This is a genomic window from Novosphingobium sediminicola (genome assembly GCF_014196525.1).
GTDB lineage: Bacteria > Pseudomonadota > Alphaproteobacteria > Sphingomonadales > Sphingomonadaceae > Novosphingobium > Novosphingobium sediminicola.
In genome coordinates this window covers 244,393-259,360 of sequence record NZ_JACIDX010000008.1, presented here as the reverse complement: position 1 = coordinate 259,360, position 14,968 = coordinate 244,393, and the positions used below count along the sequence as shown (strand labels likewise).

General features: G+C 61.3%; 11 protein-coding genes. 6 read left to right on the top strand and 5 right to left on the bottom strand.

Features of this window, described 5'->3' with window-relative positions:
• Positions 1-16: 16 nt before the first annotated feature.
• Entirely contained in the window at positions 17-1,255 is a 1,239-nt protein-coding gene (locus GGR38_RS12215; RefSeq protein WP_183625880.1) for a hypothetical protein, read from the bottom strand.
• 483 nt (positions 1,256-1,738) lie between these two features.
• On the opposite strand from GGR38_RS12215, the gene GGR38_RS12210 reads away from it, so the two are divergent.
• The 5 genes from GGR38_RS12210 to GGR38_RS12190 all read left to right on the top strand — a co-directional run bounded on the left by GGR38_RS12210 (position 1,739) and on the right by GGR38_RS12190 (position 5,516).
• The gene (locus GGR38_RS12210) at positions 1,739-2,179 is read left to right on the top strand and encodes a transposase (RefSeq protein WP_183625878.1); all 441 of its coding nucleotides are present in this window, start codon (positions 1,739-1,741) and stop codon (positions 2,177-2,179) included.
• Positions 2,176-2,532 carry an IS66 family insertion sequence element accessory protein TnpB gene (gene tnpB, locus GGR38_RS12205; protein WP_183625876.1) on the top strand — a complete coding sequence of 119 codons (357 nt, stop codon included), beginning with the start codon at positions 2,176-2,178 and terminating at the stop codon, positions 2,530-2,532. Before GGR38_RS12210 ends, tnpB begins: the two co-directional genes overlap by 4 nt.
• A 92-nt stretch (positions 2,533-2,624) precedes the next feature.
• A complete protein-coding gene (tnpC, locus tag GGR38_RS12200) occupies positions 2,625-4,139 on the top strand; it encodes an IS66 family transposase (RefSeq protein ID WP_221227091.1) in 1,515 nt (504 codons plus the stop codon).
• Entirely contained in the window at positions 4,136-4,750 is a 615-nt protein-coding gene (locus GGR38_RS12195) for a UPF0149 family protein (RefSeq protein WP_183625874.1), read from the top strand. The genes tnpC and GGR38_RS12195 overlap by 4 nt, the downstream gene beginning before the upstream one ends.
• A gap of 355 nt (positions 4,751-5,105) precedes the next feature.
• Entirely contained in the window at positions 5,106-5,516 is a 411-nt protein-coding gene (locus tag GGR38_RS12190; RefSeq protein WP_183625872.1) for a DoxX family protein, read from the top strand.
• Between the two features lie 78 nt (positions 5,517-5,594).
• Here the strand turns inward: GGR38_RS12190 and GGR38_RS12185 are convergent, their stop codons facing one another.
• The 4 genes from GGR38_RS12185 to GGR38_RS12170 form a co-directional block, all read right to left on the bottom strand.
• Entirely contained in the window at positions 5,595-7,424 is a 1,830-nt protein-coding gene (locus GGR38_RS12185) for a phosphoenolpyruvate carboxykinase (GTP) (RefSeq protein ID WP_183625870.1), read from the bottom strand.
• 322 nt (positions 7,425-7,746) lie between these two features.
• Positions 7,747-11,025, bottom strand: a complete 3,279-nt coding sequence (locus GGR38_RS12180) for a DUF3857 domain-containing protein (protein WP_246404544.1) — start codon at positions 11,023-11,025, stop codon at positions 7,747-7,749.
• Between the two features lie 90 nt (positions 11,026-11,115).
• On the bottom strand, positions 11,116-12,603 hold the full coding sequence (locus tag GGR38_RS12175) for a M48 family metalloprotease (RefSeq protein ID WP_183625868.1): 1,488 nt from the start codon (positions 12,601-12,603) through the stop codon (positions 11,116-11,118).
• An 83-nt stretch (positions 12,604-12,686) separates the two neighbouring features.
• Positions 12,687-12,911, bottom strand: coding sequence for a hypothetical protein (locus GGR38_RS12170; protein WP_183625866.1), 225 nt, complete (start codon positions 12,909-12,911; stop codon positions 12,687-12,689).
• Between the two features lie 1,349 nt (positions 12,912-14,260).
• On the opposite strand from GGR38_RS12170, the gene GGR38_RS24435 reads away from it, so the two are divergent.
• Positions 14,261-14,938, top strand: coding sequence for a calcium-binding protein (locus GGR38_RS24435; protein WP_281379403.1), 678 nt, complete (start codon positions 14,261-14,263; stop codon positions 14,936-14,938).
• Positions 14,939-14,968 lie beyond the last annotated feature (30 nt).

Genomic DNA, 14,968 nt, shown 5'->3' with positions numbered 1-14,968 from the left:
ACGAACCTGAGAGTTGTCAGTTTTCTACCTCGAACGACGCAGGCTGCCAGAAAACCAGCGCCATAAACAAAGCGGCAAAGGGGATGGCGCTTCCAGTGAAAACCGGGGCGAGTAGGCTGTAGACTGCCAACACGGCTCCGGTAAGATTGAGACCGATCTTCATGATCGGGTCAATCTGCAACTTGTCTGATCCAAAACAAGCAGCAAAACAGATAAAGCCATAGAGGAGCAGGCCAAAGACCCCGAATGTCATAAATACTCCTAGAATGCCGATATCCTGTGTGTAAAAATAATTTACATGTGTGATCGGTCCATAGCCCTCAACCCCGTTGGGCAGACCTAGCCCAAAAACCCAGTGATCCGGGATCAACGCGTTGGTCAGCGCAATGTCCTTCCACCGGGCCCAAGCTGAAACGTCGCCAAACCGCGTATTCTCGTTAACAAAGCTGTCAAAAGGATTGAACGAATGGGTGATAATCATGAAGCAAGTGGTCAGGAAGCCAATTAAAAAAATCGGGAAAAACACGGTACGAACCAGTTGCGATGTCTGAGTTACAAGATACAATCCAAAAGCCAGTATTGTCATGGCCGAAATCAACCTTGATCCCGAAAGGAATAGGCATATCGCAAACAATGCAATTTGCACTAACGCTAGGAAACGCAAGGATCGTACAAAAGAAGCGGTTGCGCAAAACATGCCAAAGATAATGAAACAGCTGAGGAGGGCAATGCGGTCACCGCGTTCAGTATCCCCACCGCTTTTCAGCACGATCTTGGCACCGTCTGCGGGATGAACGAGCCCGAAAGTAACGCCCGCCCAGAGCAGGATATAAGCCACGGCGTAGATCGCAGAGACCCGCATCAAAAATCTTACCAAATCCTGTCCTTGCCCATTGCGCAGGACCAGATAGAATAGCGAAGTTAGGCCAATGGGCAGGTAATCCCCGCCTGATACCGGAACGAAGGGCTGTCGTGCGGCCATGCTGAAAACATAAGCGTAAAATGGGATAGCCAGCATCATAATCAGCGATAGGGATGCAACAACAATATGCTGCCTGATAAAGGCGATGCCAATGCCATAAAACGCTATCGTAACCTGCAGAACAATGAAAATAAGCCTCAGCACGTTTCCAATTGGCAAGAAACCCAGAAATCCGCTGCCTGATATCAAAAAAAGAGACAGTGCGATTTTAGCGACAAAAAGTTGAAACTGCGGCTGGCTTGATGAAGCTCCAGCAGGAGGCGCGGTAAACATTGGAACTACAATCCTTCGTCAGCTCCATAGGCAATTGGATAAAATTCCTAGCCGGTGATCAACCACTACGCAAACGCTTTAAGCGCGCGCCTTCCGAGCTCGACGACGTGTTATGCCACTTCACGATGTGGATCGGCGTGCAAAAAGGGTTCTGAATGAGCTGTTCCCCGGCAGTCCCTCGATCATAACGAGAGTCCAGCGGTTAAATACGACGGCCCGGACGCCTGCATAAGCGTGTCGGGCATGATGGTTTCGTTCTGCGCGAACACTCGACGCGTTTGTGCAGGTGTCCGGTTTCCCAAGGATGAGTGGGGCCGGACAGCTAGTCCGGATCTGTGCGGGGCGCGCCCGGTAACGGGCGTCCCTACCGCGATTGATTCAGAGCCAATTTTCAGTGCAACGTTAGCGATGCGACCATTCCACATGGACGGCGGGCATAGATGAGCCAATGACACTGGCTGACGAGACAGTGGGACGGCGGCAGTGCTTGAAGAAGAGACCGACGGATTGAACGGCGATTTGGACCATGCGGCACAGGGTGCGAATAGGGATTGGGACAGTGTGCCGCACAGTGGCAATACGGGTTTAGGGGGCGCGACTGTTTTGGGTCCGCAACGCAGGAACCGGAGGTGGGCGCCGCAAGAGAAGGCGCAGATTACCGCGGAAAGCTTTGCAGTTGGGGCCAACGTGTCGGCTATCGCGCGGCGCCATGGCGTTAGCCTGGGGCTTCTTCACTATTGGCGCCGAACTGCGCGTGATCGTGGCGCAATGGACGCGATCTCGATGGTTCCGATGGAGGTGGACGACAGCGTCACGCCAACGCGATGCGATCTGGAGATCGAGATCGGCGGCGCGCGTATTTTGATACGAGGCCGGGTGGAGCGCGCAGTGTTGCGCACTGTATTTGACGCTCTGCGCTCGTGACGTTTGGCTGGAGCAGCGACCTTCGGGTTGTGCTGGTAACCGGCCCGATCGACTTTCGTGCCGGGGTCAACAGACTTGCTTCGCTGATTGCCAATGAGTTGGGCCGGGATCCCTACTCAAACGAGGTTTATGTGTTTCGCTCGAAGCGGGTAGATCGTTTGCGGCTCTTGCATTTTGACGGTTCAGGAATGTGCATGATGAGCAAATGGCTTGAGGCCGGAAAGTTCATTTGGCCGCCCGTTCAGGACGGGGTGATCAAGCTGACGTCTGCGCAAATGGCCTTGTTGCTGGGCGGAATGGACTGGCGCAGGCTTGAGCAAACTCCAGTGAAAAAGCCGGAACTGGTTGGCTGAAAAGCGCTATTTTACTGGGCTTGGTGCAGGCTTTGGGTTATAAATCAGGGGTGACGAACACTCTGGAAAATCTGGCGAAAGCCCTCGAGGCCATGACCCACCGGGTGGCCGAGTTGGAAGCTGAGCTGGAGGCGAAGAACCGCCAATTGAACACCTACAAGGCGATGCTCTTCGGCTCGCGTACGGAAAAAGCGCGGGTCGTTCTCGACGAACAAGGTTGTCTGGATCTGGGCGATCTGAGCAGCGTCGCTTCGACACCGCTTGCAGCCAATGATGATTCTGCGCCCAAGACGGCCAAACGCAAAGCGCGGCGTAATATCGGCGCCTTGCCCAAACATCTGCCGCGCGTCATCCATTTGATCGAACCGGCCAGCACTCAATGCACCTGCTGCCAGGGCGTCATGCACAAAATCGGCGAGGACATAAGCGAGGCCCTCGACATCGTGCCGGCGATCTTGCGTGTTATCGCCACCGTCCGCCCCAAATATGCCTGCCAGACCTGCGAAGGCGGGGTCGTACAGGCCCCCGCGCCGCGCCGGATGATCGAAGGCGGCATGGCGACAACGTCGTTCATTGCCTGGGTCGTTTCACAGCGCTTCGCCTGGTATCTGCCGGTTTACCGACAGGCTCAGATGTTGTCAGGGCATGGGCTGCAGATTGATCGTTCAACGCTATCGCGCATGGTGAAGTCCGCAGCCTGGTGGCTGGATGGCTTATTCGACCGCCAACTGAAGTTCGTCCATAGCCAGGCGCGTATTTACGTCGATGAGACCCGCATGCCGGTGCTTGATCCGGGGAGAGGTAAAGTGCGCATCGATCAGTTCTGGGCGCATGGCATCGATGACCGACCGTGGAACGGGCCGGCTCCACCAGGAGTCTGTTATATCCATGCAGCTTCGCGAAGTGGCCTTGAGATCGCTGAGCAATTGCGCAGCTATGACGGTGTGCTGCAGGTTGATGGCTATGGTGCCTACAAGCACCTCGCCAATCCCGGGCGTGGTGCTGGACCGATCCAACTCGCCTTCTGCCTTGCTCACCTTCGCCGTCGCTTCGTGGACCTTTACAAGAGCACCAAATCGCCGCTCACAGAGCAGTTCATCAAGCTGTTTGGTGAGATATATCGGATCGAGGCGGAGATACGCGGAACCAGCGCCGAGCATCGCCGTCGGTTCCGGCAGGAGCAATCCCAACCGGTGATGGAAAAGCTCAAGGCGCTGCTCGACGATACCTTGCCGCGTCTCTCGGCAAAATCGACGCTGGCCGAGCATATCCGCTATGCCCATGATCACTGGCATGGATTGATCCTGTTCCTCGAAGATGGACGGATTGAGGTCGATAACAATATGATCGAGCGACAAATGCGCCCGATTGCTCTTGGACGCCGGAATAGTCTGTTCGCCGGTAACGAGGGCGGAGCACGGAGTTGGGCGGTGTTGGCATCCTTGCTTCAGACAGCAAAGCTAAATGGACTGGATCCGTTCACCTGGCTCAATGACGTGCTGATCCGCATCGTCTCGGGCGAGGTCAAGAACAACGGCCTTGACCAACTTCTTGCCTGGAATTGGAAACCAGCAGTGCGCTCACCACAGATCGACATGGCCGCATGAGCGGTTTTGATAAACTCGCCCTGCCCGACGAGGAATTGGAAGCCTGGCTGGCGGTCAAGGTCAATCGGCGACCGCTGGTGCGCACGATGTCCGCGCTCGACGGATTTGCGACGGCGGCGTTGACCGGCCCGCCGTTCCCGGATCCGCAGTACTGGATCTGTCCGGCTGTGGGGCTGCCATTCGATGTGCTGACCAACGGTACGGAACTCGAGCTCGCCGTGTTCGCCTCGGTGGCAGTGGTCCATAACCGTATCAACGAGACCTTCTTCAACAGGCCTCACGAATACGCTCCCAAATTTGCCGTCAAGGCTGATGGCCGGATTGATCCGCGCCCATGGTGCCAGGGCTTCTACGCCGCGATGAACCTCAACATGAAGGACTGGAAGCCACTCCTCAATCGAAGCAACATTCACCATGGGCTTTTGCTCCCGATCCTCATCTATTGCGTCGACAAAAAAGGACTTCCCGTCCTGGGCAAGCCAAGGTCAGGACCTGAAACTGAGCACTTCCTGGAAAGCGAAGCTTACCTCGACATCTCCGTCGTCGTGCCCGCCATCAAGGAAATCCACGACCCAATACGATATCCAAGCCACCATTCCGCAACCGCATAGTTACGCCGCGTCAAGGTGCCGCGCTCGCATCGCTAACAGTGCAACTCAGCAGATCTCGACCTGATTGTTAGCCATGCTCTGGCGTGGGAGCGGAAGCTGACGGACATTCGTGGAGCTATTTAAGCACCTGGAATCGAACCCTCGAACACAACGATTTTGTGGGGCACAAATGGTGGCCTTTGTTGGGCAGTGGTCAATTTAAGATATTGTAGATATGTTGAGAAATTAGCCTATGCGATTCCCTTCACCCGCTCCATGTTTCCAAACCACCCATTTGCGCCATGTCGCGCCGTGCTTCGTCAAGGTGACGGCCATCCGGGCGACTGCTAAGCAAGGCATCACTTTGGCGATCGGGATGGGATGGCTGTCGATGGTGATTGCAAGGCGGATCGTTCGAACGCTGCTGGCGATGCTTTATCTGGCGGCGGGGGTGCTGCATCTGATGATGCCTGCGCCCTTTATTCGGATCACGCCCGACTGGGTGCCGCATCCCGCATCCGTGATTGCGCTGACCGGCCTTGCTGAAATCGCGGGGGCGGCGGGCTTGATGCAGGGTTGGTGGCCAAGGTTGCGCATGGCGGCGGGCTGGGGGCTGGCCGCCTATGCGCTTTGCGTGTGGCCTGCGAATATCCACCATATGATGATGGATCTGGCGCGTCCCGATCATGGTCTTGGCTGGGCCTATCATGGCCCGCGCATGGTGGCGCAACCGGTGCTGATCTGGGCGGCGCTGTGGGCCGGTGGGGCGATTGGGCGCAAGGGGTAAAAGTCTTACCGCTCGCGCTCAAAGCAAAACCCCCGGCGCATCGCACCGGGGGTCTCGTTTTTACCGGATGGCCGAAATTCAGGCCTTGGCCAGACGGGCCTCCAGCGCGGCCTGCTGTTCAAGGATTGCCTCGGGCAGGGCGCCCAGCGCGGCCAGATCGCGACCATTGCCTTCAGCTTCCTCGCGCCAGCCATCGACGCTCACGGTCATCAGCTCAGCATACTGCTCAGGCGTGATGTTCAGGCCCGACAGGTCGATCCCGCCTTCGACCGGGTGGCGGCCGATGACGCTTTCGGTAGCCTGCGCCTTGCCTTGTGCGCGCTCGATCACCCACTTCACCACGCGGATGTTGTCGCCATAGCCGGGCCACAGGAACTTGCCGCCGCTCTTGCGGAACCAGTTGACCAGATAGATCTTGGGCAGGTTGGCGCCGCCATGGGCAACCTTGCCGGCCATATCGACCCAGTGCTTGAAGTAGTCGCCCATTGCATAGCCGCAGAAGGGCAGCATGGCGAAGGGATCGCGGCGCAGCGCGCCGATCTTGTTTTCCGCCGCCGCCGTGCCTTCCGAGGCAAGGTTGGCTGCAAGGTAAACGCCATGGTTCCAGTCGAACGCTTCGGTGACGAGCGGCACCGAAGTGGCGCGGCGGCCGCCGAACAGGAAGGCCGAGATCGGCACGCCCGCCGGATCTTCCCATTCCGCCGCGATCGAGGGGCATTGCGCGGCGGGCACCGCGAAGCGCGCGTTGGGGTGGGCCGCAGGCTTGCCGCTGGCCGGATCATAGGGCTGGCCCTGCCAGTCGGTCATGCCCTCGGGCACGTCCTTGGTCAGGCCTTCCCACCACACATCGCCATCGGCGGTCAGCGCCGTGTTGGTGTAGATGGCGTTGGCATACAGTGTTTCGACCGCGTTCTTGTTGGTCTCCACGCCCGTGCCCGGCGCTACGCCGAAGAAGCCCGCTTCCGGGTTGATCGCATAAAGGCGGCCATCCTTGCCGGGGCGCATCCATGCAATGTCGTCGCCGATGGTTTCCACCTTCCAGCCGGGCAGGGTGGATTCCAGCATCGCCATATTGGTCTTGCCACAGGCCGAGGGGAAGGCGGCGGCGACATAATGCGCCTCGCCCTCGGGCGGGGTGACCTTCAGGATCAGCATGTGTTCGGCCAGCCAGCCGTCATCGCGCGCCATCACGCTGGCGATGCGCAGCGCCAGGCACTTCTTGCCCAGCAGCGCATTGCCGCCATAGCCCGAACCATAGGACCAGATTTCGCGCGTTTCGGGATAGTGGACGATCCACTTGTCATCATTGCAGGGCCAGACCACGTCCTTGACGCCTTCGGTCAGCGGCATGCCGACGGTGTGGATGCAGGGGACGAAGAAGCCGTCGCGACCCAGCATGTCGAGAGCAGGCTGGCCCATGCGCGCCATGATCCGCATCGAGAGCACGACATAGGCGCTGTCGGTCAGCTCGACGCCCACCACGCTGCTTTCCGAACCCAGCGGGCCCATGCAGAAGGGCACGACATACATCGTGCGCCCTTCCATGGCCCCGGCAAACAGGCCGTTCAACGTTTCGCGGGTTTCGGCCGGGTCGCGCCAGTTGTTGGTCGGGCCTGCGCCTTCGGGCGTTTGCGAGCAGATGAAGGTGCGGCTTTCCACGCGCGCCACGTCGCGCGGGTCGGAACGGGTGTAGAAGCTGTTGGGGCGTTTGTCCTGTGCCAGACGCACCAGCGTGCCGGCATCGACCAGTTGCGAGGTCAGGCGATCCCATTCCTCCTGCGAGCCGTCACACCATACGATATCCTTCGGACGGGTCAGCGCGGCGACCTCCTCAACCCAGTCGATCAGGCGCTGGTTGCGGGTCGGGGCGGTCAGAACCGAATCGGGGGAAAGGGTGTCTTGGGTCATCGCGTTCCTCACCTGTGCCAAATGCAAGTGTAAATTCGAATGCATTGGCTGCATAACATACCTATGCGCTATCAGCACAAGCGCTCCCCGTCGAGGCCTCTTGGGCAGGAAATAGGCGACTGGGGCGTAGGAAACGGCAAATGGCCGAATATTTTTGATCCGATTGGATTTGTGTGCATTGCAGCATGCGCATAACCCAGACAATAACCGCCCCTCGACGGCGGCATGGCAGCCTTTATGTCTGACATAACGCCATTTTTACATGGGATGGCGGCGGTTTGACCAAATCAGTGATTCGGCCAAACCGGAAAGGCGCCGCCTGTCAAAAGTCCTTGGGTGCGGGCGTGCCATAACCGTTGAACAGCGCGTCCACATCGGGGTGAATGCTGCGCGCACGGGCAATGTCGGCCAGCGCCCGGTTGCGATCCCCCAGCCGCGCATAGGCCAGCCCCCGGCCATAGAGCGAGCTGACCAGCGTGGGCGCCCGGCGCAGCGCGGCGTCATAATCGCCGATCGCCCCCTTCATGTCGCCTTGCCGGAATTTCACAAAGGCGCGGCTGTCGAGATAGGCCGGCGCATTGGGTGACAGGCGCAGCGCGGTGTTGCAATCCTCCAGCGCCGCATCCAGCCCCACCCCATGCGTGGCGCGCAGCCAGCAGCGGCTGTTATAGGCCGTCGCACTGTCGGCATGGGCTGCGATCAGCCCGTCGGCGATTTTCAGCGCTTCTTCCACCCGGTTCTGCCGCCCCAGCCATTCCATGCGCAGATTGGCGACATCGCTCGATCCGGGGCTGATCTTGTCGGCGGCGCCCAGATCGCGCTCGGCCGCCTCGAACTGGTGATCCTCGATCGCATAGGCCGCCCGCGCGAGCAGCGCCTTGGTGTTGCGCGGCTCCAGCTTAAGCGCGGAGGCCAGATCTGCATCGCGCTTGGCCTTGTCCTGCGGCCCCCAGACGCTGGCGCGGGAAAGATAATGCAGCACGTCCGGCCCATGCTCGATCAGCCATGACAGATCCTCCAGCGCCCCCTCGCGGTCATCCATCTGTCGGCGCAGATTGGCGCGCAGCAAACGCGCCCGTCCATCGCCCGGCGTGGTTTCCAGCGTCTGGTTGAGCTGTTCCATCGCCTCGCCCTGACGCCCCAGACCGGCCAGCGCGATCGCCCGCAGCGTCCCGACCGGCAATTTGGGAAGGATGGAGAGCGCCTTGTCCAGATCGGCCAGCGCGGCGCCATATTGGCCCGCATCGATCCGCGAACCGGCGCGCACCATCATGCTGCGTAAATCGCGCGGGTTCAGCTCCAGCGCCTTGTCCGCATAGGTGATCGCCTCGGCCTGATGTCCGGCCCGGGCCGCGACAAAGGACCGCGCGCTCCACGCCAGCCATTGCTTGTCATCCTCGCGGATTGCGGTCTGCGCCTCGGCATCGGCCGTCGCTTCACCGGTCATGGCCAGATTGAGCGCCAATATCGCCCGCGCCGGGGTCAGTTTGGGATCGAGCGCCAGCGCTGCGCGCTCCTCGGCAATCGAGAGTGCATGCTTGTCTCGATCCGACATTACCGCCCCGCGCATCATATGCGCCTTGGCCAGCGCGGGCTTATTGTCTTTCAGCGCCGCCAGATCGGCGTCGGTGGGGAAATAATCGGTGGGCACGCGGATGAAGGCGCCGGTATTGGCCAGCTTCTGCAACTGATCGCGCGCGCTTTCCGCCTCGGCGGCGGGCAATTCGCGCTTGAGCGAGCGGGTGTCATTCTCCATCTGTACCGTATCGCCATCCAGGCTGACCTTGCGGTGGAAGGCGTAGATGCCGCCCACCTGCGTATCGTCCGATGTCGCCTGAAGCGTGAAGCCCTTGCCCCCCTGCGGCAGGTGGATCACCTCGCGGTTGGCCCACCATTCGGGGTGATCGACGGCATAGGGCGCGTCGGTCTGGATCTCTCCCTCACGCGTGGTCGTGAATTTCCACCCGACCCGCGCGTGGTCCAGCTCATACCAGCGCGAGGCGCCCTCGACATACCAGTCCATCTTGGCCGTGCCTTTGAGCGAGACGACGAATTCGCCCTTGTCCGCCTCTTCGCGCGCGCTCACCTGCACGGGCGTGATGAAATCATAGGTGTCGCGCCACAATTTCTTCAGCGCACGGTCCAGATCGCCCGCCGACAGGCCATTATACCGCTCGCGCATCGCATGGGCGGTTTCCCCGCGATAGCGGATTTCGGCCTTGGCCGGGGCGGGCGCCTCGATCCCCGCGCCGGCGTCCAGATCGAGGCTGGTGATCTGCGTCGGTTCGGTCAAGGCTTCGGGCACCATCGGCACAAAACCCGAGCCTTGCGCCGTGGCGGGCAGGCCCACGACATAATCGGGCGTGCGCAACCGATCCAGCCGCGTGTCGCCGATCCGCGTGCCGTCCAGCCAATAGGAGCGCCCGTCAATCACCGCCTCGGCAATGACATGGTCAAACGCGGCCATGGTGGGCAGGCGGTTGGCGGTGAAATCGCCGGCGTCGGTGTTGACCAGCACGGGCCGGGCCGACACGCCCAATTCGCGCAGCAGCGCAAGCAGCAGCGCGGTCTTGCCCTTGCAATCACCAAAGCGGCGCTGCCATGTCAGATCGACGGGCGCGGGCACGAAGCCGCCATCGTCAATGCCGATGAACAGATAGCGCACCTGCTGCTCGACCAGTTGCAGAGCCATTTCGGCCCTTTTGCGCGGGTCGCTGGTGGTGGCGGCGATTTTGGCGGCTTCGGCCCGCACCGGGCTGGTGGGTGAAAGGGCCGCGGCCTTGTCGAACAGGTCGGCATAGGTGCGCGACACCGTCTGCCAGTCGGCAAAATCGGTCAGTTCGACAAGATTGACCGCGCGAAACCGCGAGGGCGCCTTGGATGGCGGGCGGGCGGTGGTGACATTGGCCATGTCGGCCACCAGTTCCTTCATCCCGCCCTTTTCCGTCAGCACGGGCTGGACCGCGCCGGGCCATGCGCGCCATTGCGTGGCGCGCGTCGCGGGCCAGATCGCGCGCAGCCGCAGCCGTCCGATCGGCACCCCGTTGGGCGGCCCCACCATCAATTGCGAACGCCCTCCGGTGGCCGGGTCATGGCGCGTGATCGTATAGGCCAGATCGACGATATCGCCCACGCGCACCCCGTCAGGCTGCATCGATGCGGTCAGTTCGCCGTCCAGCGCGGCGCTTTCCATGTTCTTTTCGCGCTGCATCACGGTGATGCCCTTGCCCCGGTCGGGGCCATCGCCCAGCAGGTCGATCATCCGCCCATCGCGCCACAGGCGATAGCGGTGGATGGTCAGCACTTCGAGCGAGGGGTCCCATGTCAGTTGCAAGGAGGCTTCATCGAGCCCCTGCGCGGTGGCGATCTTGTAGATATCGGCGCTGAACACCGTATCGCCCTTGTCGGACAGGCGGATCTGGGTGTCGTTGAGCAGGCTGACCGTGGCCGCGCCCTCGGCCACGGGCGGGGCGGGGGGGATGGGCGCATCGATCACCCATTCCTCGGGCGGGGCGATCAGCGGGCGCCGCGCAGGCTCCGCCGCGCTTATGCCCGCCGGGATCATCACCAAAGCCGTCGAGATCAGCCAATTAGCCCGCAAAACCAGTCCCCGTTCGATATTACCGGGGCAGGCTAGGACCCGCGCAAGGTGAGGTCCAGCGGCAATATGCTGAAAACGGACTCTAAAATCCTAGCGCTTCCACACCACCAGCTTGACCATGGCCCCCGGCGTCAGCCGCGTGGTGCCCGCGGGCAGGCCGTTGAGGACCAGAAAACGTTCTGCCGCATTGTCATTATAGGCCATGCGCGCGGCCATGGAGGCGACCGTATCGCCCGGCCCGGTGCGCACCACATCGACGATGCGCGGGCGGATCGCGGCGGCCTGCGCGGGCGAGATCCGGGTAAAGCCATTGACCAGCGGGGCCAGATCGCCAAGCCCCTGTCCGGCAGGCTGGATCACGGTAAAGGCATAGGCCCGGTCCGCCGCCACGGCCACGGCCACCACGGTCAGATCCATCGTGGTCGATCCGGTATTGCCCCGCACGCTGGCGCTCAGGCTCTGCATGCCGTTGATCGTGCCGGGCACGCCCCTGATCTCGCCCACCTGCCCGTCCTTGGCGATGGCCTTGAACCGGGCGCGCAGCACAGCGCCCAGATCGCCCTTATACGCCCCGCCGGTAAAGCTGGCCTGTCCCTGTCCATTGCCGCCTTTGGCGGAGATGGTGACCGCGTCCGATCCGTTCGACATGCCATAGCCGGCCGGCACCGTGAAGCGCAGGCGGTCGGGCGGATAGGTGAAGGTCTGGCCCTCGATCACGCCCTGCTGCGGATCGTCATCATAGATCATGCCGCGCAGCGAAAGCAGGAAGGCCTCATTCGCCTTGGACCCCGGAGGCGCCCCGATGCCCATCTGGCGCGCGCGGTCCAGCGCGCGGGTGACGCGGGCCTCGGGGTTGGGATGCGACATGGCCCAGCCCGGCGTGTTGCGCGCATTGCCCGCAAGGCGCGATTCCAGCCCGGTCTGCGCCGCCAGCGAGGACAGCATCGTGGAGGCATAGGCCGGATTATAGCCCGCCTTCTGCATATAGACGCCGCCCAGATCGTCGGCCTCGAATTCCTCGCCGCGCGAATAGGCCATGACATGGCCCATCACCAGACGGTTGATCCCGGCCTGTCCGATCTGATTGCCCAATTGCCCGATCGCGCCCCCGCCCAGCACGCCGCCCAGCACCGCCTGGCCCAGCGCGCCCAGCAAGGTCGAGCGCTGGGCCACCTGCTGGCGCTTTTCGGAATGGCGGGCGGCGATATGGCCGGTCTCGTGGCCCAGCACAAAGCCCAGCTCGTCCTCATTGTTCATCAGGGCGAGCAGCGCGCGCGTGGTGTAAACATAGCCGCCCGGAATCGCGAAAGCGTTTTCCACCGGCGAATTGAGCAGGGTGAAGGTGAAGTCGCGCTCGACATTGCTGATCCCCGACTGGCCCGCCACGCGCAGCCCCACCCGGCGCACCATCGCCGATTGCGGCCCGGCATAGGCCCCGCCATATTCGGACACCATATCGGGATGGGCCTTGGCCCCGGTGGCGCGGTCATCGGGCGAAATCGCCTGCGGACCGGGCAGGTTGATCGGAGGCGCCGCCGCCGTCAGCGCCATCAGGCCCGCCAATGCCAGTCTTTTCATAAACAGCCCCCTGCCCGTAGGGGCTAAGGGTTAGCCCAGAGGCAGGCGCTTTCGCAACAGGGGCGGCGCGATTCCCGGCGATTTCAGAGCAACAGCCATGCCCCGACGGGAATGGCCCAGCAGGCGCAGGCGCCAAGGATCAGGCAGGCCGCGCGGACCGGCAGCGGCCACGGCTTGATCCGGGCCACCGGATCATCGCCCAGCGGCACGAGGAAAGGCTTGAAGCGATCATCGCGCGCCGGGGCCAGAGCGATGGCCTTGGCAGTCGCCCGTTGGGGATGAGGCACCAGATTGAGCTTTGCGCGCATGTCGGAACGACCCTGTATCGATTGAACAGGCCCCCTTCTTGTCCAGAACGGCTGGAGATAATGTTAAGACCTTGCCTAGGGATTCTTAACGAGCGGCTTGGGCGGCGGATGTAATTGTTGCGCGTGGCCCGATGGGCATTTTCCGGCTTGGACGGTGGAGTCGCCGAGGGTCCTCTGGTGGTTCTTCCACGGCGTTAGTTGACCGGTTTTTGAGGCAGAGATCGGGTGGGGATGGACTCTGTGTTGTCGCGATCATGTGGGGGCTGGCGGCATGTGGACGCCTCGGCCCAAGGGGGTGGTGAGAGTTCGAGGCCTGTGACTTATTCTTTATAAGGTAACATCTTGCTGGCTCTGTGGCGGAGAGGATCGGAGCGGGACAAGGGGGCATGCACCGACAGAATTGGGCGCGGGATAGGCCAGTCTGGCGCGGGGAAGCAGGGCGTGGTGTCGCGCGGAGATCGGGTTGCATTTTCCTGTGGCAGGCAGGGGATCAAGGGCGGGCGCAGCAGGCCTGTGCGGGACGGCGGATGGCGCGTGGAGCCGGTAAGGCGGCGGTTAAAAGTTAACGACAAAATAGAGCCTGTGGTTAACAAAGTGCTGCGATAAAACCGCCGGGCGTCGCGCTCCATCCAAAACGGATGATGTTTTTGTCTGGGCGACACGACCGACCTGGCCATCCGGCGCCTGCGCCGGCGGTCGGCGGCCTGTAAGGCGACCCATCGGGCCGGGAGACGCTGGATTCATCTGCAAATTTTGTTGGGTCGGCGTCCGGCCAGCGCGCCCGGACGGGCTGGCTGCCTCTGTGGAAGCGAGGGGCGGGGACGATTCAGTTATGGTCACCATATTGTGGAAGAGGGCATAAGTGGCGCGGGATCGGTTTTATGCTGATTTTCCCTTTTTAAATCAGCGTGTAGATGAAAATTCGCTCTGTCAGGCGGATTGGGTGTCGATCCGGGCGGGCTTGCGGAACGGGGACGGAGTATAGGGCCGGTTTTACGTTCAAGTATCTATTAAAATACGATTTTAGTGGTGATTTGGGTTGTGCGGGCGGCGATTGCCCTGATCGGGCAAGGCCGGGCAGGAAATAGTGCAATCCTTTTTAGTGTTGCGGACTATAAGTAAAAACCAATAAGTAATTCCCGATTACTACAAAAGGTTCCTGAAAAATCAAGGATTCTCATCTATTTTGGAAGAAGATCATAGTTGACTCAAAATTAAGCGAAGCGTACTCCAGCGCCGGATTACGGGCCGCTTGCAGAGTGCGCTGCAAGTAGTGCAATGGCACTCACGAATTGCCATAATAATTTTAGGTCACGGTAATCTTCATGCAAGCATAGAGGATGAGCATCATGGCAAGTATCACTGGCACCACAGGTAATGACGTGATCAGCGGTTCGGTCGACACGGATTGGCTCTCGGGCGGTCGCGGCGACGATTCGCTTTCGGGCGGTTGGGGCGCGGACGCGGTCTATGGCGGCAATGGCAACGACACGCTCTCGGGCGGTTCGGCTGACGACCTGCTCTCGGGCGGTGCGGGCGATGACAAGCTTTATGGCGGCGACGGCAACGACCTGCTCTCGGGCGGTCTGGGCAATGACACGCTCTCGGGCGGCGCCGGCGACGACAAGCTGAACGGCGGCGACGGCGACGATCTGCTGTCGGGCGGCGACGGCAATGACCGTCTCTATGGCGACGATGGCAATGACAAGCTGAACGGTGGCGCCGGCGATGACGTGCTGTATGGCGATGCAGGCGTGGATACGCTGATCGGCGGCATGGGTGCTGACACCTTCGTCTTCGCCGCTGGCGATTCGGGCGTTGGCGCGGGCAACCGTGACATCATCCTCGATTTCGAAACCGGCATCGACAAGCTGAACGTCGCCAAGCTGGGCGTTAGCGCGGCCGACGTGACCTTCACGTCCGACCATGGCCACACCATCGTTGGCATCGACACCGATCACAACGGTTCGGTGGACTACGAAATCCAGGTCAACACCGCGATCTCGATCACCGACTTCGTGTTCTGATCGGATTGCGTGGCGGGCTTCGGCCCGCTG

Bases quoted from the DNA above. Each gene is read 5' to 3' on its own strand.
- GGR38_RS12185 (WP_183625870.1), bottom strand. From the start codon at position 7,424: ATGACCCAAGACACCCTTTCCCCCGATTCGGTTCTGACCGCCCCGACC.
- GGR38_RS12195 (WP_183625874.1), top strand. From the start codon at position 4,136: ATGAGCGGTTTTGATAAACTCGCCCTGCCCGACGAGGAATTGGAAGCC.
- GGR38_RS12175 (WP_183625868.1), bottom strand. From the start codon at position 12,603: ATGAAAAGACTGGCATTGGCGGGCCTGATGGCGCTGACGGCGGCGGCG.
- GGR38_RS12170 (WP_183625866.1), bottom strand. From the start codon at position 12,911: ATGCGCGCAAAGCTCAATCTGGTGCCTCATCCCCAACGGGCGACTGCC.
- GGR38_RS12190 (WP_183625872.1), top strand. From the start codon at position 5,106: ATGGGATGGCTGTCGATGGTGATTGCAAGGCGGATCGTTCGAACGCTG.
- tnpC (WP_221227091.1), top strand. From the start codon at position 2,625: ATGACCCACCGGGTGGCCGAGTTGGAAGCTGAGCTGGAGGCGAAGAAC.
- GGR38_RS24435 (WP_281379403.1), top strand. From the start codon at position 14,261: ATGGCAAGTATCACTGGCACCACAGGTAATGACGTGATCAGCGGTTCG.
- GGR38_RS12215 (WP_183625880.1), bottom strand. From the start codon at position 1,255: ATGTTTACCGCGCCTCCTGCTGGAGCTTCATCAAGCCAGCCGCAGTTT.